The 25,790-nt window shown below is 62.8% G+C and carries 23 protein-coding genes; 19 read left to right on the top strand and 4 right to left on the bottom strand.

From position 1 onward, the window contains the following. Nucleotides 1-122: 122 nt before the first annotated feature. The 6 genes from AUL39_RS00340 to AUL39_RS00315 all read left to right on the top strand — a co-directional run bounded on the left by AUL39_RS00340 (nucleotide 123) and on the right by AUL39_RS00315 (nucleotide 4,619). Entirely contained in the window at nucleotides 123-1,088 is a 966-nt protein-coding gene (locus AUL39_RS00340; protein ID WP_059052515.1) for a homoserine O-succinyltransferase, read from the top strand. Continuing rightward, nucleotides 1,088-1,567, top strand: a complete 480-nt coding sequence (locus tag AUL39_RS00335; RefSeq protein ID WP_059052510.1) for a hypothetical protein — start codon at nucleotides 1,088-1,090, stop codon at nucleotides 1,565-1,567. The genes AUL39_RS00340 and AUL39_RS00335 overlap by 1 nt, the downstream gene beginning before the upstream one ends. Next, on the top strand, nucleotides 1,568-2,806 hold the full coding sequence (locus AUL39_RS00330) for a serine/threonine protein kinase (protein ID WP_059052508.1): 1,239 nt from the start codon (nucleotides 1,568-1,570) through the stop codon (nucleotides 2,804-2,806). It abuts the gene before it with no gap. 84 nt (nucleotides 2,807-2,890) lie between these two features. After that, a complete protein-coding gene (locus AUL39_RS00325; protein WP_059052503.1) occupies nucleotides 2,891-3,340 on the top strand; it encodes a hypothetical protein in 450 nt (149 codons plus the stop codon). A gap of 110 nt (nucleotides 3,341-3,450) precedes the next feature. Then, nucleotides 3,451-4,266: an FxLYD domain-containing protein gene (locus AUL39_RS00320; RefSeq protein WP_059052501.1), complete on the top strand. Its 816-nt coding sequence runs from the start codon at nucleotides 3,451-3,453 to the stop codon at nucleotides 4,264-4,266. Nucleotides 4,267-4,313: 47 nt separating this feature from the next. Continuing rightward, nucleotides 4,314-4,619: a hypothetical protein gene (locus AUL39_RS00315; protein ID WP_059052498.1), complete on the top strand. Its 306-nt coding sequence runs from the start codon at nucleotides 4,314-4,316 to the stop codon at nucleotides 4,617-4,619. A gap of 84 nt (nucleotides 4,620-4,703) precedes the next feature. Here AUL39_RS00315 and yfcE read toward each other — a convergent pair whose 3' ends face one another. The 3 genes from yfcE to AUL39_RS00300 form a co-directional block, all read right to left on the bottom strand. Further along, the gene (gene yfcE, locus AUL39_RS00310) at nucleotides 4,704-5,264 is read right to left on the bottom strand and encodes a phosphodiesterase (protein WP_059052496.1); all 561 of its coding nucleotides are present in this window, start codon (nucleotides 5,262-5,264) and stop codon (nucleotides 4,704-4,706) included. Between the two features lie 235 nt (nucleotides 5,265-5,499). Beyond that, nucleotides 5,500-6,885 (bottom strand): ATP-binding protein, encoded by a 1,386-nt coding sequence (locus AUL39_RS00305; protein ID WP_082667153.1) that lies wholly within the window; start codon nucleotides 6,883-6,885, stop codon nucleotides 5,500-5,502. Continuing rightward, nucleotides 6,882-7,586, bottom strand: coding sequence for a LytR/AlgR family response regulator transcription factor (locus AUL39_RS00300; RefSeq protein WP_059052491.1), 705 nt, complete (start codon nucleotides 7,584-7,586; stop codon nucleotides 6,882-6,884). Before AUL39_RS00300 ends, AUL39_RS00305 begins: the two co-directional genes overlap by 4 nt. A gap of 184 nt (nucleotides 7,587-7,770) precedes the next feature. On the opposite strand from AUL39_RS00300, the gene AUL39_RS11160 reads away from it, so the two are divergent. The 12 genes from AUL39_RS11160 (at nucleotide 7,771) to AUL39_RS00240 (ending at nucleotide 24,311) form a co-directional block, all read left to right on the top strand. Further along, nucleotides 7,771-8,040 carry a hypothetical protein gene (locus tag AUL39_RS11160; RefSeq protein ID WP_059052489.1) on the top strand — a complete coding sequence of 90 codons (270 nt, stop codon included), beginning with the start codon at nucleotides 7,771-7,773 and terminating at the stop codon, nucleotides 8,038-8,040. Between the two features lie 2 nt (nucleotides 8,041-8,042). Continuing rightward, nucleotides 8,043-11,105 carry a glycoside hydrolase family 3 N-terminal domain-containing protein gene (locus AUL39_RS00290; protein ID WP_059052487.1) on the top strand — a complete coding sequence of 1,021 codons (3,063 nt, stop codon included), beginning with the start codon at nucleotides 8,043-8,045 and terminating at the stop codon, nucleotides 11,103-11,105. A 597-nt stretch (nucleotides 11,106-11,702) separates the two neighbouring features. Further along, complete coding sequence (gene dnaK / locus AUL39_RS00285; RefSeq protein WP_059052485.1) at nucleotides 11,703-13,616, top strand: molecular chaperone DnaK; 1,914 nt, start codon at nucleotides 11,703-11,705, stop codon at nucleotides 13,614-13,616. Nucleotides 13,617-13,723: 107 nt separating this feature from the next. Further along, complete coding sequence (locus AUL39_RS00280; RefSeq protein WP_059052483.1) at nucleotides 13,724-14,581, top strand: nucleotide exchange factor GrpE; 858 nt, start codon at nucleotides 13,724-13,726, stop codon at nucleotides 14,579-14,581. A gap of 63 nt (nucleotides 14,582-14,644) precedes the next feature. Then, entirely contained in the window at nucleotides 14,645-15,604 is a 960-nt protein-coding gene (locus AUL39_RS00275; protein WP_059052481.1) for a DnaJ C-terminal domain-containing protein, read from the top strand. Continuing rightward, nucleotides 15,594-16,046, top strand: a complete 453-nt coding sequence (locus AUL39_RS00270; protein WP_059052479.1) for a heat shock protein transcriptional repressor HspR — start codon at nucleotides 15,594-15,596, stop codon at nucleotides 16,044-16,046. Before AUL39_RS00275 ends, AUL39_RS00270 begins: the two co-directional genes overlap by 11 nt. Before the next feature lie 464 nt (nucleotides 16,047-16,510). Continuing rightward, entirely contained in the window at nucleotides 16,511-17,521 is a 1,011-nt protein-coding gene (locus AUL39_RS00265) for an SPFH domain-containing protein (protein ID WP_059052477.1), read from the top strand. A gap of 21 nt (nucleotides 17,522-17,542) precedes the next feature. Further along, nucleotides 17,543-17,758: a hypothetical protein gene (locus tag AUL39_RS00260; protein WP_059052475.1), complete on the top strand. Its 216-nt coding sequence runs from the start codon at nucleotides 17,543-17,545 to the stop codon at nucleotides 17,756-17,758. Nucleotides 17,759-17,797: 39 nt separating this feature from the next. Next, nucleotides 17,798-18,886 (top strand): CPBP family intramembrane glutamic endopeptidase, encoded by a 1,089-nt coding sequence (locus tag AUL39_RS00255; RefSeq protein WP_059052471.1) that lies wholly within the window; start codon nucleotides 17,798-17,800, stop codon nucleotides 18,884-18,886. A gap of 656 nt (nucleotides 18,887-19,542) precedes the next feature. Then, entirely contained in the window at nucleotides 19,543-22,248 is a 2,706-nt protein-coding gene (gene clpB, locus AUL39_RS00250) for an ATP-dependent chaperone ClpB (protein WP_082667151.1), read from the top strand. A gap of 186 nt (nucleotides 22,249-22,434) precedes the next feature. After that, nucleotides 22,435-24,105 carry a PASTA domain-containing protein gene (locus tag AUL39_RS00245; RefSeq protein ID WP_059052468.1) on the top strand — a complete coding sequence of 557 codons (1,671 nt, stop codon included), beginning with the start codon at nucleotides 22,435-22,437 and terminating at the stop codon, nucleotides 24,103-24,105. Between the two features lie 5 nt (nucleotides 24,106-24,110). Next, a complete protein-coding gene (locus AUL39_RS00240) occupies nucleotides 24,111-24,311 on the top strand; it encodes a hypothetical protein (protein WP_059052466.1) in 201 nt (66 codons plus the stop codon). A gap of 33 nt (nucleotides 24,312-24,344) precedes the next feature. On the opposite strand, the gene AUL39_RS00235 is transcribed toward AUL39_RS00240, so the two are convergent. After that, a complete protein-coding gene (locus tag AUL39_RS00235; RefSeq protein WP_059052464.1) occupies nucleotides 24,345-24,926 on the bottom strand; it encodes a hypothetical protein in 582 nt (193 codons plus the stop codon). Between the two features lie 239 nt (nucleotides 24,927-25,165). Between AUL39_RS00235 and AUL39_RS00230 the strand changes: the two genes are divergently transcribed. Continuing rightward, complete coding sequence (locus AUL39_RS00230; RefSeq protein WP_059052462.1) at nucleotides 25,166-25,591, top strand: Hsp20/alpha crystallin family protein; 426 nt, start codon at nucleotides 25,166-25,168, stop codon at nucleotides 25,589-25,591. The last annotated feature ends 199 nt before the right edge of the window (nucleotides 25,592-25,790 follow it).

The following is a 25,790-nucleotide window of genomic DNA, read 5'->3' as shown; positions in this document are numbered from 1 at the left end:
CTGGAACAGGGCAAACATGGCTCCACTCACGGCGCGAATGTGTCGAATGCGCTAGCTGCGTCGCGGCAACCGCCGCCGGCGCCCGTCCGTCTTGCCCGTTCGCTCTATTCAAGGAGACATGCATGCCTATCAACATCCCAGACGGCCTGCCCGCCAAGAAGATCCTGCACCAAGAGCGCATCTTTGCCCTCGAGGAAGAGGTTGCCGAGCGCCAGGAGATCCGCCCGCTGAGGGTGGCCATCCTCAACCTCATGCCCACCAAGATCGAGACCGAGACCCAGATTCTGCGCCTCATATCTAAGTCGCCGCTGCAGGTGAGCTGCGACTTCATGCGCGTCTCGACGCACGAGGCCACGCACGTCTCGCAGGACCACCTCGTGAAGTTCTACGATACGTTCGACTCGTTTGCCGACAAGAACTACGATGGCCTCATCATCACCGGCGCCCCCGTGGAGCAGATGGACTTCGAGGACGTTGACTATTGGGACGAGCTCTGCGGAATCATCGACTGGTCGCAGGAGCACGTGCTCTCCACCATGTACCTGTGCTGGGGCGCCATGGCCGGACTCTGGCACCTGTACCACATCCCCAAGAAGCAGCTGGGCTCCAAGCTCTTTGGCGTCTTCCCGCAGCGCCTGTGCGACGAGTACAACTTCCTCACGAACGGCTTCGACGAGGTGCACTACATGCCGCACTCGCGCCACGCCGCCATCGACACCAACGAGCTTGCGCGCCACCCCGAGCTGCACGTGCTTTCGGAGGGCTTTACCAGCGGCCCAGCTATTATCGCCACGCCAGACTTCCACGAGATCTACGTGACCGGCCACTTTGAGTACGGCCGCGACACGCTCTCCGACGAGTTCTGGCGTGACTTCCACAAGGGGCTGCCCATTCGTCTGCCCGAGAACTACTTCCCGGACGACAACCCCGAGAGCCAGCCCATCTTCACGTGGCGCGCACACGCGAACCTTCTCTACCGCAACTGGCTCAACTGGGTCTACCAGATGACCCCCTACGACCTGGACCTCATTCCCCAGACCATCCAGCAGCTCCACGCAGGCGCCAACGGCATGGTCGACAAGTTCTGATGCTGGGGGAGCAGGCGGAGCCGCGCGAGGCGTCTGGCAAAGGCGAGGGGTCCGTGCGCCTCACGGCGGAGCTGCTAGAGCAGCTGCTCGCCTCGGCCTCGCCCGAGCAGTACCTTGCGCGCGCAAACCTGGAAGAGCGCCCACTCGCGGAGTACGCAGAAGCCGTGCGAGAGGCGCATGGGCTCAAGAAGTCGCAGGTTATACGTGCATCTGGGCTCAACCCCACGTTCTGCTACCAGATTTTCGAGGGTGCACGGCGTCCTGGCCGTGACAGCGCGATTATGCTGGCATTTGGGCTGGGCTGCTCGCTTGTCGAGGCGCAGCGCCTGCTGCGGCTTGCCGGCGCCTCAGAGTTGTGGTCGCGCAACCGTCGCGATGCCATCATCATTTTCTGTCTGGAGCACGGCATGGACCGCGCGCAGACCGACGACGAGCTGTGGCGCCTGGGCGAAAAGACCCTAATCGATGGGGGAGCATAGGTGGCTGTCTCCGAAGACGGGCAGCTTATGGCTGCGCTCGAGAAGGACGAGGCCTACCGCGTGGAGCGCGTGCTCGCGAGCAACGAGGCGGGTTCGACCGAGGTTGTGAGCCGACAGGGCGCCGGCCACGTGGGCGAGGGTCCTCTCGTGCGCAAGCGCATCAAGCGCAACGTTGCGAACGATGAGGTGTTCTCGCGCCTCTCGTCCGTTTGCGGCGCGCACCTACCGCGTGTGGTCGAGACGTACGACCTGCCTGACCAGGTAGTTATTGTTCGCGAATACGTCTATGGGGCGTCGCTTGCGACGTGTGTGGCCAATGCCGGGCGTATGGGACAGACCGCGGCGGCGCGCGTGATCGTTGACGTCTGCGATGCGGTTGCCGCCCTCCACGAGCAGGGCATCGTTCACCGTGACGTGTCTCCAAAAAATGTGATTCTCTCCCCGCGTGGGGCGGTTCTCATCGACTTAGGTATTGCGCGCGCCTACGTCGAGGGCGCCCAGCGCGACACCACGCGGCTTGGTACCTGGGGATTTGCGTCCCCCGAGCAGTACGGCTTTGCCCAGACCGACGGCCGCTCCGACGTCTACTCGGTGGGCTGCCTGCTTGGCTATATGCTCACGGGCCTTACCCCGGATGCCGAGGGGTATGCGACGGCACTTGCGGATCCCGGCATTGTCCGCCCCGAGCTGCGGCGCATTGTCGAGAAGGCCTGCCGCTTCGAGCCGAGCGAGCGCTACCAGAGCGCGACGGCGCTGCGTGACGCCATGCTGCAAGCAGTGCCGGAGGCGGCTGTCGGGAACGACGCCAAGACTTCGGGCGCAAAGAGCAGCAAGCGTGAGAAGATCCCGCGAACGCTGGCGAGGCCTGGCCAGTTGGTGGCGGCGTTCTCTGAGGCCAAGCCGTGGGTGCAGGTGCTTACCGTTGCCTTGGTGGTTCTCGGTGCATTTGTGGGCATTCTCTTTGGCTCGGCCGCGGTCTACGCCACCAATGCCATGGCTGGCGACCATCCCGTGGAATCGCTCCTGGTGATTCTTGGCGTGACGGCCTACCTTGTCCTTCTTTTGGTGGATGAGATTCCGGCGGCGATGCTGGGGGCGGGTCCGTATGCTGCGATGAAGTACAAGCGACGCTCTGCCCGTGTAATCCTTATGGCAAAGCGGCTGCTCATGGGGCTTGGCTTGCTCATTGCGTTCGTTGCCGTCCTCACGATGTGCGTGGCGCTGACGCCTGGAAGCTAGTCTTGAGGCCCCGCTCGCGCCCGTCTTGTCTTTTAGCAGCAAGCTAATGAAAGTAGCTCGCCGTTTTGCCACCATCCATTGCGGATGGAGGCGGACGTGGAAGAGCCCTGGTACGCCATAACGCACGACGCGGACCTCGATGAGGTTCTGGCCCATGCATTCCTCGACGAGAGGAATCTCTCGGCCTGGGCGCGCGACAGCATGGCAGCAAGTGGGATGCCGAGAAACGAGGCCATCTATCGCAGCCGCCTCAATCAGACCTTTGCGTATCAGATTCTTGCGGGAACTAGGCATGCCTCGCGCGACAAGCTGCTGCAACTTGCGTTTGGGATGCGGCTGGATATCCGCGATGCCTCCGAACTGCTCGAACGCGGCGGAGCGTGCCGCCTGCGGCCCGATAACTGCCGCGACCTTATCGTTGCATACGCACTCCATCATGGTGTGGGCATCGAGCAGTGCGACGACCTTCTCTGGGCGCATGGCGAGCGAACCATCATGCCAGATAGGGCGCGGGGCGACCACCGCTCGCAGTGATTTAGCTGGGAGCTAATGAAGAAGCCGTGGTGCCCTTCTAGGATGCATTCAGCTCCCGACAACGAACCTGGCCTTGTGGAGGGGGCTCCGACGCAGAAGGAGGAATCCATATGAAGCGGAATGATGACGCCACCCAGGAGAAGAACGAGGACAAGACGCCAAAGAAGCATCGCGGCAAGAAGGTCCTCGCTGTCATTCTTGTGATACTGGCGGTAATCATTGTGATGGCAGCCCTCGGCGGCAACTCCTCGAAGCCATCCTCCGAGCCGTTTGATCCGGCAAACTATCAGCAGGTAGACTATGCCAAGGTCGCCAAGACCCCCGATGACTACAAGAATCAGAAACTCTATTTTGTGGGTAGCGTTGCTCAGGTCATTGAGGGCAGCAACGAGACAGACGTTCGCCTTGCTACCGACGTGTCCGGCTACGACGACATGGTGTACGTAAAGATTGACAACTCAGTGCTTGGGGACAATCACCTTCAGGAGGGCCAGGCGCTTGGTGTCTACGGCACCTGCACCGGTCAATATCACTACACGTCAGCCCTTGGAGTGGACGTTGCCATTCCCGGTATGGTCGCAGACCAGCTGGACGAGAACGTCGAAACCCCACAGCAGCAGATGGTCGACAAGGTCCAAGCGCTCTTCGACGGGGCTAGCTTCGACAAGACCGACAAAGGCTATGGCATGTACGAGTACACCGCCACGATTGCCAATGCGACTGACCAGAATCTAAGCAATGTAAGCGTTATCTTTGGCTTTTACGACGAATCGGGTACGCGTGTGGACGAGACGTACGTTAGTGCGAGCTCATGGGCTGCAGGTGAGAACGCCGTGTTTGATGCCCCTGCCACCACGGATGCCGCGCAGGTCAAGGCTGAGGTCCAGGCATTCCAGATTGGCGATGACTACTACTCCGCGAAGTAGCTCTCGTGCCGATTTGGGTCGCTTGCTCCCAATGAAAGGAACTCACAATGGCAGAAGCAAAGTCAAAGCTCGCTGAATGGCATGGCACTGCCAAGAAGGTGTCCATTGGCTCGCTGGTGGCATCTGGTGTGCTTGGGATGGTGTATGCGTCGCTCCTCGACAAAGCATCAAGGACGCTGTCCGACGCCTCTGCTAGTGCGATAACCAGTTATTCCTTAACGTCTACCTATGAGAGTGCCGTCACAAATGCGCAGGCAGCAATGGCGCTCTTCTACATCGCGGTTGGTGTTGCCACGATTGCGACCCTCGCGTGGTTGGCATCTAGCCTGCTCATCGCCTACAAGGAGCCTTAGCGAAGCACTTCTCGGCATGAGGCACCAAAAAGCGGCCGGGGTCTGCGGCACACGTCGCGGGCCCCGGCTGTCTTTGTGCTTGTCCTACTCGTCCCACACGCGGAACTCGAAGTGGCCGTTCTCGTAGATGCCGTAGCTGTGCGTCCCGTCCTTGGGGATGCCAACCGAGCCGGGGTTGAACACGGTGATTCCAGGATGGGAGTCACTTAGCTGGTTGACCTTTTTATGCGTGTGCCCATATACCAGCGCCGAACCCTGCGGCAGCTCGGGCCACGCGTCGACGGAATTGTGGATTCCCGGTCCCCATACGTGCCCGTGCGTGAGGAAGATGGTCATTCCCGCGCCGTAGTTGGCGTCGGGGTCAAGCAGGACGTTGTACTCGGCCATGCAGGGAAAGTCGAGCACCATCTGGTCGACCTCTGCCTCGCAGTTGCCACGCACGGCGATGACCTTCTCGGCAATGCCGTTGAGCATGCCAATCACCTTTTTGGGGGCGTAGTCTTGGGGGAGGTCATTTCTCGGCCCGTGATAGAGCAGGTCGCCGAGAAGAACCACGCGGTCCGGGTTCTCGGCGTCGATGGCGTCCATGAGTCGCGCGCACCAGTCGGCGGCGCCGTGGATGTCGGATGCGATGAGAAGCTTCATGGGTACCTCCCGTGGTTGGGTTTGCCTCTAGATTGTAGGCGCGGAGCGTGACGCGGGGGAGGTTTCGCTCTGCGTTGTCCCCGTGCTGTTCACTGGCCGCCCCATGCGCTGTTGAGAAGGAATTCGACGAAAGCCTGGTCCCTGGGGCCGTAAAACGTCGAATTCCTTCTCAGCAGCATCGGCACGCAACCCCGACGTGCACCCGGAGGGCCTGCCGCTCCTCGGAAAGTGGATCCTACGGCACAGGAATCATGGCATCTACCGTAAAGGTGCGATCGCGTTGCCCAAACGTCAACGTCCCGCCGTGTCTCTCCACTATCTCACGCATCGAGCGCGTGCCAAACCCGTGTCGTGACGTGTCATTCTTGCTCGTCTGCGGCAGTCCTCCGGAAAAGCTTGTGTCCCCGGCGAAGTAGTTCTCAACGTGAATCGTCGCAAGCTGGCCCACGCGCCTAACGGTGAGGGAGATGCTGCGCTGCCCGGAATCATCGAGTGCGCGAACGGCGTCTATGGCATTGTCCAGCGCGTTGCCAAAGAACGAATAGACTTCGTGGGGCGCAAGCGCATCAAGCGCATGCCCGTCGGCGATGACACTCAGCGAGATGCCCTCGCGCTCGCAAAGCAGGCCCTTCTCGGTGAGGATTGTGTCCAGCGCCTCGTTTCCCGTCTTGGCCTGTGAATCGTAGACGGCCACTTCCTGCTCGACGCTCGTAAGGAACTCGGGATCGATGACACCGCTGCCAGCCACGGCGCGGTGAATTTGGTGACGTATGTCGTGGCACTTCACGTTAATGGCGTCGATGTTTGCGCGAGAGAGCTGGTACTGCCGCTCGCGCTCGGCGGCAATCCGTCGGTTCTCCGAAAGCTCAATCTCCAGTCCGCGCCTTCTCAGCATCACCGACTGTACGAAGAGAACAAAGGCGCATACGGTTCCGTGTACCGCACGCAGGCCAAAGAGCATCGGGAAGTCTGCCGTTCTCGATAGCTCTTTGATGAGCACGTCGAACGTAATTACGACGAGAATAACCAGCAGGAGAACCTCGGCCATCCCATGGTCTTCGATGCTGCCCAGTCCCTCCCGTCGGGCGGGTCGGATAAACGCGAAATAGGAGATCGTGTAGACCAGCAGCAGGGGGACGACGGTCACGATGGTCGCTATGAGCGCGTCCATTGTTGCAATGGCCTGCTGCATGGTGACGCTTCCGGGAATGCCGCGTGCCTGCCTAATGAGCAGCCACACAAACTCCGTCGTACCCGATGCCAAGTTTTGTATGGTGTAGCCCGCGCCGACGCAGAAGAGCGCCTGCCAGGCCGAGGCCTCGAAGATGGCCATGACAAGCGGCACCAGCGATACCAAGATTACAATGGAGCTGAAGAGCGAGTAGGAGGCTCCCCCGACGGGAACGCTTCCGCCCGTCACCGCAAGAAAGACGAGCGGGCATGCCACGAATATCGCGGCCCCAGACCCAGCGATGGAAAGGACACCCCGTACGCCCAGGCGTTCTCTCCGTGGCCTGGCAGAGGCGAGCATGATAACGGGCACAATGACCTCGAACGTTTGGAGAATCAGCGCAACCTCGTAGTAGAGAAAGGCCAGAGGGCCCGCTGGCTCCGCCATCATGCGCCACCACCCAAGAAGCGCGAAATCTGCGCCAGGCAGCGCTTTTTGTTGGCACGGCTTATATAGCTCACGCTGCCGTCGGATAGCGTGACCGCGGTGTCTTTCACCCCGCGAACGTGTGACATGTTGATGATGCAGCCGGAGGAGATCCTGAGGAACGGGGTTCCGCCGAGTCTCTCTTCTGTCTCCTTCATGCTCCCGCGTGCCGTTACCACGCTGCCGTCGGAGAGTCCGTAGTTAACGTCGTGACCACGCATCCAGACGCTCACCAGGCTGGATGCGGGAAAGATTCGCAGTCCGTCTCTCGTCTGGACGGAAATCGAACGGCCCTCCTGCCTGCGCAGGACCTCCATGGCGCGGTCCATCCGCAGCGAGAAGCTCCCGTACGTGAAGGGCTTCACAATGAAATCCAGGGCGTTTACCTCATATCCCTGAACGGCATACTGGGCGAGGTTGGTGACAAAGATGATGGGCGTCGAGCGGTCAAACTCGCGTATCTCCCTTGCGGCATCCATGCCATTCTCGACGCCGAGGTCGATGTCCATGAAGATGAGGTCGAAGGCGGGCTCGTCGAGGTCGATGGTATTTCTCATCCAGCCAACCTGGAACTGCTCAGCGTGCTCGTCGCCATAGCGCCTGATGGCGTCGCGCAATGCTGCGGCGGCGTCTGGCTCGTCCTCGACAATGAGAATCCGATACACGAAATCCCCTCCCTGCAGGAATCTTAACGCAGGGGGATGACTTCCAAGGCCCGCCACTGGCGCTTGACTCCCGGTTTTGTCACCTGACTCACCAAATGTGCCGCCTACCGCAAAACGGCATGTTGCGGAATACCCTGCGCTTGTCAGGGCCCGTCCGAGGGGACGGGCAAGAAGGGGAGGCTCAATGTCACGCAAAGCAGGGGCGCAGACAGCGCCTGCAGCCGAGGGGGCTGCAAAGCTCAAGATGTCAAACACAAAGTTCAGGGTTCTGCTCATCATCCCCATGGTGATCTTGGCGCTCGTCGCCATTCTTGTCACCGCGGCGGGTACCCTGCTTGGGTCCACGCTCGACACCTACCTGGGCAAAGGCGAGACCTACGTGGAGACGCCCAGCGACAAGACGTCGTGGGACTCCAATTACTACGTACCGCAAGTAACCCAGGGGGAGGAGTAGCCATGAGAGAGGCGAGAATGACGAGGCGCCAGCTCTTTGGCGCCGCCGGCAGTGTCGCGGCAGGCGCAGTGGCAGCAACCGCCCTGAGCGGCTGCTCGTCTACGGGCGCCGACATGACGAGGACCGCGCCGCAGACCCCGGACCCGACGCAGGCCAAGGACGCAGCCTACAAGGTGGCGGCCAGGATTCAGGACGAGGGCACGGTGCTGCTCAAGAACTCCGGCGTGTTGCCTCTGGCAAAGGGCTCGACGGTCATGCCGTTTGGGCGCGCCTACCTCGACCCCATCTACGGGCAGCTTACGCCTGGTGGATCGGCCAAGTGGTCGGTTGACCCCGTGACGCCCGAGCAAGGCCTCTCGGCCTTCTCGATCGACAACTCTGCCGCCGACGCCATGCGCGCGGCGGGCGACCCCGAGGTGCTCGAGGAAGCGGAGGGCACGGCGCCCGCGGGCAAGGCCGGGTCTCTGCTGGGCGGCGACTGCCGCATCTACGAGTACGACCCCTCGATTTACGACGGGATTGCCGAGAACCGTGCGGCCACGGGCATCGTGTTTGTGACGCGCGCCGGCCAGGAGGGGCAGGACCAGAAGATGGACGCCTACTCCGACGGCACGCCCCATTACCTCGCGCTCTCGCAGAGCGAGCGGGGTGCCATCGCCGCCGCGAAGCGCGTCTGTGGTGCCGTGATCGTGGTCATCGTGGGCTCCGCGCCCATGGAGGTCGGCGACCTCATGTCCGGTGACCTCGAGGTGGACGCCATCATCCACTACGGGCACCCCAGCGAGCGTGGCTTCTCGGAGTTCTCGACGATTCTCGACGGCGACGTCAACCCCAGCGGCCGCACCGTCGACACCTGGTCGCGCGACTTCACGGCCGACCCGTCCTTCGCGAGCGTTGGGACGCACACCTACGACAACCTGCCCATCAAGTCCGGTGGCTACGGCAGCTCCGGAGAGTTCATGCGCACCTTCAATGAGTACCAGGAGGGCATGTACATGGGCTACCGCTACTACGAGACGGCGGCGCTGGTGGACCCGTCCTTCTCGTACGACGACGCGGTGGTGTTCCCGTTTGGCTTCGGTCTCTCGTACACGACCTTCTCGCAGTCGCTTGACTCCGTGAGCGCCGACGACGAGCGCGTTGTCGCGCGCGTTACGGTGACCAACACGGGAGACGTCAGTGGCAAGGATGTCGTCCAGCTGTACGTTACCTCGCCCTACACCGAGCTCGACCAGTCGGCGGGCATCGAGAAGCCCGCCTGCCAGCTTGCCGACTTCGCCAAGACGGACCTTCTGGCGCCGGGGCAGTCGCAAACGCTCGAGCTCTCGCTCGACCGTGAGGACATGGCCTCCTACTGCTACACGCACGAGAATCCCAACGGAACCGTGGGCTGCTACGTGCTGGAGGCCGGGGACTACGTGGTGAGCCTCCGCGAGAACAGCCACGCGGTCATCGACCAGGCAACCGTCACACAGGACGAGACGCTCTGGTTCGACGGCACCGACGCCGAGCACACGCGTCGCTCCGAGCGCGAGGCGCAGTCCGTGCTCGACGACCAGGGCCGCCCCGTCGAGGACCCCACCCAAGCCTACGTCGCCGCCAGCAACCGCTTCCAGGCGAGCAGCGACTACATGCGCGCACAGTCGAGAATCCTCTCGCGCGCTAACTGGTCGGGCACGCAGCCGGTCTTTGAGGCGACCAAATCGATCGACGACGAGTTCGCGACGGACCACGACCTCTTCGTGACCTTTGACCCCAAGACGGACTCCCGCTTCGGCGACGTGGAGGGCAGCCTGGTCTATGCCGCCGAGGCGCCGACGTCTGGTGCCAAGAATGGTCTCGTGGCCTCCGACCTGCGCGGCGTCGCGTACGACGACCCGATGTGGGATGCCCTTCTCGACCAGATTGACTGGGACGCTGACAAGGCAAACATCGTGAGGAACTTCTCGGGCGACGCATACGTTACCGCTGCAATTGATTCCATCGGCCTCCCGGCGACCATCGACATGGATGGAGCCAACGGCCTCAAGGTCCAGGGCTCCGACAGCGGTTACGACATGACCAAGAGCTGCTCCTACGGATACGCGCCCCTGGCTGCGGCTACGTGGAGCAAGGACCTCCTCTACCAGATGGGCGAGGCGATTGGCACCGAGGGACTGGCGCATGGCATTTCCGGCTGGTACTCGCCCGGTCTTAACCTGCACCGCTCGTTCTTCTCGGGCCGCGTTTTTGAGTACTACTCCGAGGATCCCGTGCTTACCGGAAAGCTTGCGGAGCGCATAGTCTCCGGCACGGGCGACAAGGGCATGTACTGCTACCTCAAGCACTTTGCGCTCAATGACACCGAGACTGGACGCGACCGGCTCATCTGCACCTGGGCGGACGAGCAGACCATGCGCGAGTTGTACCTCCGCCCATTTGAGATCGCGCTGAAGGGCGCCAGGAAGACGGTGCGCTATACGTCCGATGACTCCGGTGGCGTTGCCGAGAAGGTCATGCGCGCCGGAACGGCGGTCATGGCAGCTCAGACGTGCATTGGAACCACGATTGGCCACTGCAACTATGCGCTGCTCCACGATGTCCTGCGCGAGGAGTGGGGCTTTGAGGGCATGGTGATTTCGGACTACTGGACGTGGAATGGCGACAACCATCGCGACCTCGCCATGCGAGTTGGCTGCGACACCTATCTGTGCATGAGCATGCCCGCCATGTGGTCCATCTCTGACTACGACAGCCCCACGGCGCGCGTCTGCATGCGCAGGGCGATTCACAACCTGGCGTATGCGGTGGTGAACTCCTCGGCCATGCAGGGGATGGTGCCTGGCTCGGTGCAGCACACGGAGGAGTCACCCTGGTGGGGAATCGTGCGCGGCGTTGATATTGCGGTTGGCGCGCTGGTGGCCGGAGGCGTGGCGCTCATCGTGCGGCGCACCAAGGCCGAGCGGGAGCATCCCGAGCTCTACAAGCGCAGCAAGCGCAAGCAGGCCAAGCTGGATCGCAAGCTTGCCGAGAAGGCCGCTGGCGATAAGTCCGCTAGTGAGAAGGATGCTGGCGAGAAGAACTAGCTAGCTGGCTTTATTGGTATCCCCTCGAGCGACGGTCGTGCGCCTTCTGGCGTGCGGCCGTCGTTTCGTATGCGGCAGGACCCCGCCGTGGCGCGTGGGGCGTCCCGCCCTGTGGCACCCTCCACCTCCACTGCCCCTGCTCACGGAAAAACTGCGGCTTAATTGCAGTGCCGAGAAAGGCTGCGAGTTATCTACCTGCGGTTTTTCTCAGCAGCACCTCCGACTGACTGCAATTAACCCGCAGTTTTTGGGAGGGGCCGCCGCCGGCCAGCCGCCGACCAGCCGCCGGTCGTCCTCCCCGGGATGTCCCCCATGTGCTGTTGAGAAGGAATTCGACGTTTCGTGGCCCCAAGGAGCCAGATTTCGTCGAATTCCTTCTCAACAGTGTCTGAGAGACGGCCGTCCGCGTGATTGAGGAGTGCCGCACGGCTCCGTGCCCACCCCTTGCGCCAGATGGCGTTAAAAAATCTCATGCAAAGAGACTTAGATAATGTATAAAGTCAAACCATAGGGGGCATAAGACAAAACGTACAAGAGCGAACAAAGCGCTGAGCACGGCAAATGCCGCAGCGGCGCAGAAGGAAAGGAACGAACACCATGGGCAAGATTCTCGGTATTGACCTTGGTACAACCAACTCTGCAATGGCAGTCCTCGAGGGCGGTCAGCCCACCATCATCGTGAACGCGGAGGGCGATCGCACCACCCCGTCCGTCGTTGGCTTCCGTGCCGACGGCGACCGTATTGTGGGCAAGGCTGCTAAGAACCAGGCCGTCACCAACCCCAAGAACACGGTCTTCTCGATCAAGCGTTTCATGGGCCGTCGCTATGACGAGGTCGGCTCCGAGCTCAAGACTGTCCCGTACACCGTCAAGAGCGGTACTGGCAACCGTGCCGTTGTCGAGATCGACGGCGAGGACTTCACGCCCGAGCAGATCAGCGCCATGATCCTTGGCAAGATGAAGGCAGACGCCGAGAAGTACCTTGGCGAGCCCGTCACCGAGGCCGTCATCACCGTCCCGGCGTACTTCAACGACGCCCAACGTCAGGCCACCAAGGACGCAGGCAAGATCGCTGGCCTCGACGTCAAGCGTATCGTCAACGAGCCTACGGCCGCGGCACTCGCCTACGGTCTGGACAAGAAGGGCACCGAGCAGAAGGTCCTCGTCTTCGACCTGGGCGGCGGCACCTTCGACGTCTCGCTGCTCGACCTCGCCGACGGCGTGGTTGAGGTTCTCGCCACCAACGGCGACAACCACCTGGGCGGCGACGACTGGGACCAGCGCGTGATTGACTGGGCGGCCGACAAGTTCCAGCAGGAGAACGGCATCGACCTTCGCAAGGACCCCATGGCGCTTCAGCGTCTGAAGGAGGCTGCCGAGAACGCCAAGAAGGAGCTCTCCGCCGCACAGCAGGCCGACATCAACCTGCCCTTCATCACCGCTGACGCCACCGGCCCCAAGCACCTTAACTACACGCTGACCCGTGCCGAGTTCGAGCGCATCACGCGCGACCTTCTCGACCGTTGCAAGGCCCCTGTGACCAAGGCGCTCCGCGACGCCAACATGCAGATCTCTGACGTTGACGAGGTTATTCTCGTTGGCGGCTCCAGCCGTATGCCCGCCGTGCAGGAGCTCGTCAAGCAGATGACCGGCAAGCAGCCCAACATGTCCGTGAACCCTGACGAGGTCGTTGCCGACGGCGCTGCCGTTCAGGGCGGCGTTCTTACCGGCGATGTTTCCGGCATCCTGCTGCTCGATGTCACGCCGCTGTCGCTTGGTGTCGAGACCATGGGCGGCGTCATGACCAAGATGATCGACCGCAACACCACGATCCCCACGAGCAAGACCGAGGTCTACTCCACGGCCGCAGACAACCAGACGTCCGTCGAGATCAACGTCCTGCAGGGCGAGCGCGAGATGGCGGCCGACAACAAGTCGCTCGGCAAGTTCACGCTCACCGGCATTCCTGCCGCGCCGCGTGGCGTGCCGCAGATTGAGGTCACGTTCGACATCGACGCTAACGGCATCGTGAAGGTCACGGCTAAGGACAAGGCCACCGGCAAGTCCCAGCAGATCACCATCTCTGGCTCCACCGCGCTTTCTGACGACGAGGTTGACCGCATGGTCAAGGACGCCGAGTCCCACGCCGAGGAGGACAAGAAGCACAAGGACGAGATTGAGGTCCGCAACCAGACCGACTCTCTCTGCTACTCCACCGAGCAGACCCTGAAGGACCTTGGCGACAAGGTGCCCGAGGACCAGCGCAAGAACGTCCAGGACGCGGTCGACGCTGCCAAGAAGGCGCTCGAGGGCACGGATATCGACGCCATCAAGGCCGCGGGCGAGAAGCTCCAGGAGGCCAGCCACAAGCTGGCGGAGGTCGTCTACTCCAACACGCAGGAGCAGACTGCGGGCGGTAACGCCGGTGCCTCCAACGCCGGCTCCGGCTCCGCCGACGACGTGGTCGACGCCGACTATGAGGTCGTCGACGACGACAAGAAGAAGGACTAGCCTCGGGATTGGCGCCGCTGCCAAGCTGCGGCGCCGGTTCTCGAAGACAGACTGTCTAGGGGGCGGCCGAGAAGGCCGCTCCCTCTGGTACGCATGAGGAGGGTGACGTGAAAGTGCCAATCGAGGATGCAGACGAGAAGAAGCCTGGCACCACGCAGCCGGGCGAGGCAGAGTCCTCGCCCAAGGACGCGTCGGCATCCACGGCAAGCTCGGCGTCAGCCGCCACCAGCTCTGCCCCCGGTGACATCGATCCGGATGATGACGCGGCGATGCGCGCCGCTGCCATGAAGGCTGCCGATGAGGTGCTCGAGCAGGAGGCCGTTGAGGACGCGAAGAAGTTCCGCTCCGAGCGCGACGAGCTGCAGAAGAAGCTCAGTGACATGACGGAGGACATCGAGAAGGCCAAGAAGGAGGCCGCCGAATCCACCGATCGTCTCGTCCGTCTTCAGGCGGACTGGGACAACTACCGCCGCCGCACCGCCCAGGAGCGTTTGGACGAGCGCGAGCGCGCCGCCGAGAAGCTCGTAGTGAGCCTGCTGCCCGTCATCGACGACATGGAGCGCGCGCTCGAGCACGCGTCCGGCTTTGGCCAGGACACAACGGCAGAGCAGTTCAAGCAGTTCGTCGATGGTGTCTCGGCCGTCCATGACAAGATGGTGGGCGTCCTTTCCAAGGAGGGCGTCGAGCCCATTGACCCCGCTGGCGAGCCGTTCGATCCGCTTGAGCACCAGGCCGTTGGCCGTCGCGAGGACAAGGACGCCTATGACGAGACGGTCGACCAGGTCTACCAGAAGGGTTACCGTATGGGCAAGAAGGTCATCCGCACGGCGATGGTGACCGTCACCTACGGTGGGCCCAAGCGCCCGGCGGACGCTGCGGCCAACGCGGCCGATAAGGACGCCGAGGCCAAGGGCAGCGGCGACAAGGAACCCGGCTCGGGCAATGGCGCCGCAAAGGAAAAGTAGTGTAACGGCGCCCGGGCCGCTCGGTCCGGGCGCATTGATATGAGAGGGGGCTCGTGCGAAACCATGGCCAATGGCAAGAAGACGTACTATGACATCTTGGGCGTGAAGCGCGACGCCACCCAGGATGAGATCCGGAAGGCATTCCGCAAGCTTGCGGCAAAGTACCACCCCGATGCTGGTGGCGACGAGAAGAAGTTCAAGGAGATCTCCGAGGCCTACACCACTCTGTCGGACGAGAAGAAGCGCAAGGAGTACGACCAGCTGCTCATGTTTGGCGGCATTCCCGGCGCGGACTTTGGCGGGTCCGGTGGCCCCAGGCGCACGTACACCTACACCAACGTTGGTGGCAACGGCGACTGGTCCGACATCTTCAATGGTATGGGCGGTGACTTTGGCGGCTTTGACTTCTCGTCCATCTTTGGCGGCGCTGCTCGCCAGCAGGCTCAGCGGCCCGCCAAGGGCGGGGACCTCACCATGCGCATCGACGTCACCTTTGACGAGGCGCTCAACGGCGCCACGCGCAAGGTGTCGTACCGCGTGCCGTCGACAGGCGAGGAGCAGACGCTTACCGTCAAGATTCCGGCTGGCGCTGTGGATGGCGGCAAGCTGCGTTATCGCGGTCGCGGCGAGTACGGCGCAAACGGCGGTCAGCGCGGCGACCTCGTGATTACCACGCACGTCGAGGAGCACCCGCTCTTCAAGCGCGACGGCGCCGATATCCGCATGGAGCTGCCGATAAGCATGTACGAGGCCGCGCTTGGAGCGACGGTCGACGTTCCCACGCCAAACGGCACCGAGGTTCGTCTCAAGGTGCCCGCGGGGACGCAGGACGGCAAGTGCTTCCGGTTCCGCGACCTGGGTGCGCCCAACGTCAAGCGCAAGGGCACGCGTGGCGCGCTCTACGTGACCATCCGCGTGAAGGTGCCCACGTCGCTTTCAAAGAAGGAACGCGATGGCCTTAGCGCCCTGATGGATGCCGACAAGCGAGACTACAGAAAGGACGTCGAGCGCTATGAGTCGTAGCGATGGCGCATCCGAGGGTCGCGACGCGCGCGACAGGGACAAGCCCCTGTACATGATCAGCGTGGCCGCGGAGCTCACGGGCATGCATCCCCAGACCCTTCGCGTATACGAGCAGAAGGGCCTGGTCACGCCCGGTCGCTCGCGCGGCAACACGCGCCTGTATTCGCAGGCCGACATTGACCGGCTCAACCTCATCTCCAAGCTCACCGATGAGGGCATTAATCTGGCTGGCGTGGTACGCATCATGGACATGCGCGAGCGTGCGCGCGAGCGGGACGAGGAAATCGACCGCCTGCGCGCCCGCGTGCGCGAGCTCGAGGACGAGGTCCACGAGTTCCATATGCGAGAGAGGATCACAGCGCTTGCCCGCTACGACGGGCAGAGTCCCGAGCAGGTCATGCGAGGGCTTCTCGGAAACGGCAACAACGACCCCGTCGAGTAGGCGGGGTCGTTTTGCGCAGGCGGGTGCGAGAAGCGCGCCTCACCGCAGGCTAGAAGAACAGCGGGACGCGGTCGCGGAGGAAGTCATCCAAGCTGCATGCTCCCGCGGAGCTTCCTCCAACCACAATGCGTTTTGCTTCGGGATGCCGGGAGAGGAACTCCGCCATGCCGCTCTATCGAGCATGCACGCCACCTTTGACCTCGATGGCCGAGAGCGCGCCAACGGCGGATCCAACGAGGCGACCCCTGCGTTTCGCGTTAGATCCCCTTGCTATTGAGTGCATTTGCTCAATACGCCGAATGGGTGAGATGCTCACCGGACGCGGCTGCCCTTGCGTGGTCCTTACAAACCCATTACCCCAACAGATATTGCGCTATGTATTCAATGTACATATTATTGTGATATCACATTGAGACCAATCGGCCCGGCACGTATCATGGAGGCCGAAGCGGAAAGGGGCAAAGATGACGTCCGAGAAACTCATCAAGGCTAAGTCGGGTTGGGCAATGCTCGCCATCACGGTGCTTGTCTTCGTTGCCAGTTGCGCGGGGCTCGTATGGTCCATCGTGCTTCTCGTCTCAGCGGATGATGCGGGCCTGGAGGCGCCGGAGTTCGCAGGCCCCCTGATGTTCGTGGGGTTCCTCCTGCTGGCACTTGGCTTCATTCTGAGCTCGGGCTTTATCGCCCTGCAGCCGGGTGAGGCCAAGGTTTGTCTCCTCTTTGGCAACTACATTGGCACCATTCGCGAGTCGGGCTTCTACTGGGCGAACCCCTTCTACAGCCGTAAGATGGGCGAGTCCGGCCCTGACGAGGAGATAACCGAGGAGGGCGGCAAGAAGGGCGCCCTCGCGGTCAAGGCTGCGGCGGGCATCTCGACCAAGGTGTCGCTCCGCGCGCGCACGCACAACGGGGAGCGCATCAAGGTCAACGACAAGCAGGGCAACCCCATCGAGATTGCAACCGTTGTGGTGTGGCGCGTGTCTGACACCGCCAAGGCCCTCTTCGACGTGGACAACTACATCTCCTACGTCTCCATGCAGACCGAGACTGCGCTGCGCCACGTGGCAAGCATCTACGCCTACGATCACATGGAGGACGACGACGCGGCCAATACCAGCATCACGCTGCGCTCCAACATCGAGGAGGTCTCGAACAGCCTGAAGGAGGAGCTGGGCCTGCGCCTGGCGCCCGCGGGTGTGGAGGTCGACGACGCGCGCCTTACGCACCTTGCCTACGCGCCTGAGATTGCGCCCGCGATGCTTCGCCGCCAGCAGGCTGAGGCCATCATCGCCGCCCGCAAGAAGATTGTGGAGGGTGCCGTCTCGATGGTTGACATGGCGCTCTCCGAGCTCTCCGATGGCGGAATCGTCGACTTTGACGAGGACCGCAAGGCAACCATGGCGTCCAACCTCATGGTGGTTCTCTGCGGCGAGTCCGAGGCGCAGCCGGTGCTCAACACCGGATCGCTGTACTAAGGCCTGCGGAGGCATCTACGCATGACACGTCGCAAGCAATATCCCCTGCGCATCGACCCGGAGATCTGGGCCGCGGTCGAGCGCTGGGCCGAGGACGACATGCGCAGCGCCAACGCACAGGTGGAGTGGATATTGCGAGACTCGCTCCGGCGCGCCGGAAGGCTTCCGGACCGCGGCGGCGAGAGCGACCGCGGCGCGGGCGACAAGAGCAACGACGGCGCGGGCGAGAGGGACTAGCGGTTCTCGCCTGGGGCGTCCCCAGAAACGGAGGCTGTGATGGCAGGAGAACGTCCGACCCCCAAGAGCGTGCTTGGCCTGATTGGCAGCTATGCTCTGGCATTTGCGTTGCTTGTTCTGGGGTCTGTCGTGGGTGGGGTTGTTGCGATTTTCATTGCGGCATTTGCCTACGGGGCTGTGACCTCGGGCGAGGGCGTGCAGGACATGGTGAATGTCCTTGCGCTCCAGGACGGCCTGGGAATGCTTGGGCTTGCGGAGGGCGAATACTCTACTTCCGCTGCCGCTGCGATCTTCACGGTCGCATCCTACTTGAGCTTCATTGGCATTTGGATTGTGTTTCTCGTCTACCTGCGCGCAAGCAGGCGCGTAAGGCCCATCCTGGGCGCAGTCACGCGCCGGACGGCTGGAAACACGCCGGCGCGGCTTGGCCTTGGGCTGCTCCTGGGATTTGCGCTCAACGGCGCATGCGTGCTAGTCGCGGTGCTTGAGGGCAGCTTTTCCCTCTCGCTTGTTGGCGTGAATGTGGCGGGCATCATCGTGGTCTTTCTCGCCGTCTTTGTGCAGTCCTCTGCCGAGGAGCTTGTCTGCCGGTGCTATCTCTACCAGCGAACGCTCCACGTTGGGGGAAGCCATGTGGTTGCGATTGTATTGAGCACGGTGTTCTTCGTGGCGCTGCATCTGGCAAACAGCGGGTTGACGGCGCTTGCCCTCGTTAACCTGGCACTCTGCGGGGTCCTGTTTGGCCTGGCCGTGTGGAAGCTCGACAGCCCTTGGGCGGCGTTTGGCCTGCACGCAAGCTGGAATTTCACCCAGGCCGTGCTGTTTGGGCTGCCCAATAGCGGCGGTACCACGCCGTTCGCGATATTTGGCGTAACCCCGGGGACCACGCCCGCGGCAGGCTTTGCATATGACCCCGGCTTTGGGATTGAGGGCTCGGCGATGGCGACGGTTGTGCTGATCGCAGGCTGCGCGCTGTTGTGGTGGCTTGGCGAGCGTCGGGGCGTGAGACCGACGGACCTCTGGGTCGACGCTGGCGCCGACGGCCTCGGTGGCCCCGAGTGTTCCGGTGACCCCGCTACAGCCGCCGGCTCCTCTGGTCCAACAGCAGAGAATATCGCCATTTCTTAGTTTTGGCTACAGCGACCTGGGCAAACGCAATTGCCGTTTCAAAAATAGCGATAAACTCCGGACGCTGTATGTGCGCCGAGCGCTGCGCGTCTGGTGGCGCCGTATCATCGCCGGGCGCTGCGTGCACCGGCAAGCCCCTCTGCTCGTCATCGACTCGACCCACGCTGCAAAAAGTGAACAAAAAACAATGACCGCTAATTGATTCCTGGGAAAAAGCGGCCGCACGATATCCCCGAATTGATTTCGTGTTCACTTTTGGTGGACGCTCTCGCGAGAGCCAAGGCCCCCGTGCGCTTCCGGGTCTCGCGACCGTCTCTCGCCGTACTCGTCGGCTGCAAAAGTGAACACGAAAACGGTCGGGCTTAATCGTTATATGGGATAACGTTGTTGCGCATTTCACCGGATTGATTTCGTGTTCACTTTTGAGTGACCGGAAGATGAGAGGCGCCTTGGCTGGGCGCTGGGTGTCGAGAAGCGCCTCCGGGCGGAGCACGCCGGCCCTTCTCGCCAGCAAATCCTGCGTGCCATCGCATAGGAAAATCTGCTATAAGAACACTTAGATTCTGAATATATCGCCCCTCAAGGGGGAATACTCAAGAACGATAAACAGAATTCCGCCGCCCCTCAGGCCGTGCGGACCATAGGGAGTGATGCATATGAGAATTGATAAGTGGGCAGTCACCGCCCAGGAGGCGCTGCAGTCTGCCGTCGGCATCGCGACGGACGCCGAGGCGGGCCAGGTGGAGCCAGTCCACCTGCTCAAGGCCCTTCTCAGCTCCGGAGAGCAGAACATAAAGGCAATTGTGGAGCGCGTGGGCGCGGACCCGGCCGCAATAGAGGCGCAGGTCGACCGTGCCATCGCCAACGCGCCCAAGGTCACGGGCGACAACTCGCAGATGGGCGCCGGCACCAACTTCGTGCGTGTGGCAGACGCCGCCGAGAAGCTCGCAACCAAGATGGGAGACTCGTACGTCACGAGCGAGCACCTGCTGTGCGCCCTCGCGGACGACCGCTCCGAGGCCGGCAGCATCCTCAAGTCCGCCGGCGTAACGGGCAAGCGCGTGCAGGAGGCCTACGAGGCCCTGCGCGGCGACGAGCGCGTGACTAGCCAGGACTCCAAGCCGGAGTTTGAGGCTCTCTCCAAGTACGGCCGCAACATCACGGACCTCGCTCGCCAGGGCAAGCTTGACCCGGTCATCGGCCGCGTGGAGGAGATTCGCCGCACCATCCAGGTGCTGAGCCGCCGCACCAAGAACAACCCCGTGCTTATCGGCGAGCCCGGCGTGGGCAAGACCGCCATCGTCGAGGGCCTGGCTGAGCGCATTGTCTCGGGCGACGTGCCCTCAACCATCCGCGACAAGGACGTCATCGAGCTCGACATGAGCGCCCTTGTGGCCGGCGCCAAGTACCGCGGCGAGTTCGAGGACCGCCTGAAGTCCGTGCTCAAGGAGGTCGAGAAGTCCGACGGGCGCATCATCCTGTTCATCGATGAGCTGCACACTATCGTGGGTGCCGGCGCAACCGAGGGCTCGATGGATGCGGGCAACATCCTGAAGCCGGCACTGGCCCGCGGCGCGCTCCACGCCATTGGTGCCACGACGCTCGACGAGTACCGCAAGTACATCGAGAAGGACCAGGCCCTCGCACGCAGGTTCCAGCCGGTCATGGTGTCGGAGCCCAGCGTCGAGGAGACCATCTCAATTCTCCGCGGCATCAAGGACAAGTACGAGCAGCACCACCGCGTGCGCATCACGGATGCCGCGCTCGTCTCGGCAGCCGATCTTTCCAACCGCTACATATCTGACCGCTTCCTGCCCGATAAGGCCATCGACCTCGTGGACGAGGCGGCAAGCCGCCTGCGCATGGAGCTTGACTCCATGCCCGCAGACATCGACGCCGTCGACCGCCAGCTCACCCAGATGCAGATCGAGGAGCAGGCCCTCATGAAGGAGGAGGACGAGGCGTCGCGTGAGCGGCTCAAGAAGCTGCGCGGCGAGATAGCCACCACCCGCGAGAAGCTCGACGGCATGAAGGCCAACTGGCAGAACGAGAAGCAGGCCATCGACCACGTCCAGGACCTCAAGTCCCAGATCGAGGACGCCAAGGGCGAGATGGAGCGCGCCACGCGCGACGGTGACCTCGCCAAGGCCTCCGAGCTGCGCTACTCGACCATCCCCTCGCTCCAGCGCGAGTATGACGCCGCGTCCGAGGCGCTCTCGCAGAAGCAGGAGTCCGGTGGTATCCTCAAGGAGGAGGTCACGTCCGAGGAGATTGCCGACGTGGTCTCCGAGTGGACGGGCGTGCCCGTGTCCAAGATGATGCAGGGCGAGATGGACAAGCTCAAGAACCTCGAGGCCGAGCTCCACAAGCGCGTCGTGGGGCAGGACGAGGCCGTCTCGGCCGTTGCCGCGGCCGTCCGTCGCAGCCGCGCGGGCCTCTCGGACCCCAACAGGCCCATTGGCAGCTTCTTCTTCCTGGGCCCCACTGGCGTGGGCAAGACCGAGCTGGCCAAGGCGTTGGCCGAGTGCCTCTTCGACGACGAGCGCGCGCTCGTGCGCATCGACATGTCCGAGTACATGGAGAAGTTCAGCGTCCAGCGGCTCATTGGCGCGCCCCCGGGATACGTGGGCTACGACGAGGGTGGCCAGCTCACCGAGGCCGTGCGCAGGCACCCGTATAGCGTGATCCTGCTCGACGAGATGGAGAAGGCACACCCCGACGTCTTCAACATCCTGCTGCAGGTGCTCGATGACGGGCGCCTCACCGACGGCCAGGGCCGCGTCGTGAGCTTCAAGAACACGATCATCATCATGACGTCCAACGTGGGCAGCCAGTTCATTGCGGGTGCCAATGCGCAGAGCGACCCGGACGAGGTGCAGCGCAAGGTCAACGACGCCCTGCGCCAGACCTTCAAGCCGGAGTTCCTCAACAGGATCGACGACGTGGTTGTCTTCCACCCGCTGGGTCTCTCCGACATCGAGAAGATCGTGGACATCCAGCTCAAGGACGTTCGCGCACGTCTTGCCCGCGAGCGCATCACGCTCGAGCTCACGCCGGCGGCCAAGCAGTCACTTGCGCTTGACGGCCTCGACCCTGTCTACGGCGCGCGTCCGCTCAAGCGCCTCATCCAGCGCCAGGTTGTCGACAACGTCGCCAACCTCATCATCGACGGCAAGGTCGGCGAGGGCGACACCGTGAAGGTGGACGTTGGCGATGACGACAGACTCTTCGCTGCCCGCGATGACGCGGCGAGCGAGGAGAGCCGCCGTCGCGCGGCCGAGGCGGTTGCCGCCGAGGCCAGCGCTGGCGCCGGTGAGTCCGCCTCGACGGACGAGCCCGTTGAGCCCGACTCCGTGGAGTAGGGCGAGAAGGACGCCGCTGCGCCGCAGCGTCAGGCATGGCGTTAATGCGGCCCCGGAGCCTGCGCTCCGGGGCCGTTTTGCGTGTGCCGCCGATACCGTGAGCGGGGTCTCCGCAACGTGATTTCCCCTGTTGGGGCACAATGGTGAACAGCTGAGCAGATACTGCTGTTCCGGGGAGGTTGCGTCATGGAGGATCCAGAGCTCGATAAGGACGCCGCACGTGCGGGGCAGCCCGACCCGGATGCCACGCAGCTCGTGGATCCCGACGCCACAGTGCTCGCGGAGGTGGAGCCCACGACGGCCGTCGATCCCGACGCCACAGCGCTCGCAGACCCGGGAGCGACGCAGCCCGCGGATCCGGACGCCACCCAGCTGGCCGAGCCGCCCGCGCCTGCGGACTCCGGCGGCGCAGCAGCCGACGAGATGCCCACCATCGTGGTTCCCCATGCCGTCTCGGCCGGTCAGGAAGGCCCCGACGGCATCGACGCCATGGACGACCCCTACGCCCCCATCAACGACGCCGACTTCACGCGCGTGACCCCCTACGCGCCCGTGGCCATAGACTCTCCGGTCACGTCAGACGGCAAGCATCGCGGCCGCGTGCGGCCCTGGGCCGTAGTCCTGGTGGTTGTTGCGCTTCTCGCCGCTGCCGCCTTCGTGGTGAAGTACACCTACGAGAACGAGTACTGGGGCGGCAAGACCGTGCCAGACGTGGTGGGCAAGACCGAGACCGAGGCGCGCTCGACCCTCTCGCCGCTTGGCTTTAGCATTACCGTCAACGAGGTACTCTCTGATGACAACGTAGGCAAGGTCGTCTCGATGGACCCCGCCGCTGGCACGCGTACGGGTGACGATCTCTCGGTGACCATCACCGTGGCCGTTGCGCGCACCATCCCCTCGGTTGTGGGCCTAAGCCAGTCAGATGCAAAGACGGCCCTGCTCAACGAGGGTGCCAAGAACATCACCATCGCGTACAAGAACTCCAGCGAGGCCGAGGGCACGGTGCTTGCGGTGAGTCCGGGCGAAGGCGAGGCGTTTGTCTCGTCAGACCAAATTACGCTTACGGTGGCGCAGCCCTTCAAGGTGCCGGATGTGGTGGGCCTCTCGCTTACCGACGCCGAGCAGACCCTCCAAGACGCGGGCCTTACCTATTCCGTCTCGTACAGCGACGAGAAGGGCGACGAGAACGTCGTGCTCTCGACCTCGCCCGAGGCAGGAACCCAGGTGTCCGAGGGCTCCACGGTCACCCTGTACGTACCGGCGCCCAAGCTGAGCGACGCCTACCACATTGCCGAGTACTTTGACATCGAGCCGGCCGACCTGGACGCGTATCTCGCAAAGCAGGGGTATTCCGTCTCGTCTACCGGTGTGTTCTCCAGCGGCGACGCATACGCGGTCTACACCAACGGCACCGTGACCATCACCATCACGGATTCGCCGGAGTCCGCGGACGCTGCCGGAGCTGGGACGGGCACCAGCGCGCTTGCCGGCGGCAAGCCCGTGGGCGGCGTGCGCCTCCAGGCGTCGGCGTCTACGGTTGCTTCGGATGTGGGGATCGACTCGAGCGGACTAACCACAGCGATGGATGCCTGCGGCCTGAGCAACCTCGTCTCGTCCTGTACGGCCGATTCTGTGCAGACGTCGCGCAGCATCGACAAGACCGGGCTCTCGTTCATCTGCGGCTATGGTCAGCAGGGCGATTACGTGTGGAGCGTCCTTTTGGGGAGCCCCAACGGGTCTGCGACCAACGCCATCGTGACCATTGCGCCCAAGAGCCACTACGATGGCCTTGACCTCAGCGAATATGGAAATGACCTGGCGAGCTATATCGCCATCACGAACTACTACGGGAAGTGACGTGCATGGACGAGAAGAACGTCGCGCCCAAGGACGCAAAGCCGCAAAAGAGACCTGAGCCTGCGGAAAGGCGCGCGGCCGAGAAGATCGACCCTGCTGACCAACCCTTCATTCGTGCGGAGAACGAGGATGACGACGGCTACGATCCGTACTCAGACCGCCAGCCGCACCCCGAGCCGCTCTTCGAGCGCGACCCGTGGGACTAGCTGCGCGTTGCGCTGAGCGCGGGGGAGCGCCGGCTAGCCCGTTGCGCCCCAGTTGACCTGCATGTACTGCCAGACAAAGAATACGATCACGGCGAGAATCACGATCACGGCGATAAGCGCAATCACCGAGCGGATGCGCATCTTACGCTCTCGCGAGGCAAAGATGTCACGGCGACCCTTGGGGATCTCCAGGTACTGGCCGTAATGAAGGTCGCGTCGCAGCTGTGGCATCTCTGAGCGCGACTTGCGGTAGGAGCGCCCAGAGAGCACCGAGCCCCTGTTGGCATAGTCCGAGTCGTGCGTGAAGCCCTCGAAGCCGTCAGCGTTCGCCTGGTTGTCGAAGTCGCTGATGGGGGCGACGGTCTTGTGAGGCGTGCGCGCACGCGTGTAGCGCTGCGGCCTGGGAGCCGGTTGCTGGGGTTTGGGCGCGGGCGTCTCGTCAAAGCCTGCTGCGGGGGAATTCTCGCCAGAGTAGTCTGCCATGACGGTCTCGTCGAGCGATGCCTGGCGCTGATCCTGCGCGTTGTCTGGCATGGCGAAGTGCGATCCCTCGGGCATAGCCTGCGGGCGAGAAGAAACGTTGCCTGGGTTGTCCAGGTCGTCGTAGTTGTTCATGTGTTCGTGCCTCCGGTTGCGGTCTGCACGGCAATACCAACATCATAGAGCACGTAAGGTCTGCTAACCAGCTGTGTGCGTTCATTGTGACGGTGACGTGCGCAGGGACAAAATCTAAGTCGTAGACACTGAGAAAATCTTTTCTCGTGCGTTTAATAAATCGGATGTCGGGAACATATACCAGCGAACACCAAGGGCGCCGCAAAGAGGCGTCCGCTCGTCTCAAGGAGTTGAGCATCATGGCAAGCATGATTCCGTATGACAGGTACGCAAGGGCCCTTTCCAGCTGGCCGTTCGGCGCGTTTGATGACTTCTTCGCTCCGCTGGCAACCACCGACGGTGACCTTGCCTTCAAGATGAACGTCGAGGACGCGGGTGATAGCTACGTGGTCACCGCCGAGCTCCCGGGCGTCAAGAAGGACGAGGTCGACGTCGAGCTCAACGAGGGCAGGCTCTCCATTTCGGTGGACAAGAAGGAGTCCGACGAGGAGAAGGGCAAGAACTACCTCCACAAGGAGACCAGCGAGTGGAGCGCCACGCGTGGCGTCTATCTGAAGGACGCTGCGACTACGGGCATCACGGGCAAGCTTGAGGGCGGTGTTCTTACCGTGAACGTCCCCAAGCAGTCCGAGAAGGCCAACGTCACCAAGGTCTCCATCGACTAGCTGCAACCAACAGTCGGGCCGGCACCCATCCCTCGCCAAGGCCCCAAGTACGCGCCCCGGTTTCGGCCGGGGCGCTTTTGTGTTGCGAGGCCTTTCTTGGCTCCTCCCCATCTCCTTCTTTAGCGGTTTCTGAGAATCGGAGTCAACGTTTGCCCAGTTGGCGAGAATCTCAATTCTCAAATTCCGCTAGAGAACGGAT

The sequence above is a fragment of the Tractidigestivibacter scatoligenes genome, from assembly GCF_001494635.1.
Taxonomy (GTDB): domain Bacteria; phylum Actinomycetota; class Coriobacteriia; order Coriobacteriales; family Atopobiaceae; genus Tractidigestivibacter; species Tractidigestivibacter scatoligenes.
Note: the sequence above shows the minus strand (reverse complement) of the source record. Positions and strands in the feature narration are given on the sequence as shown.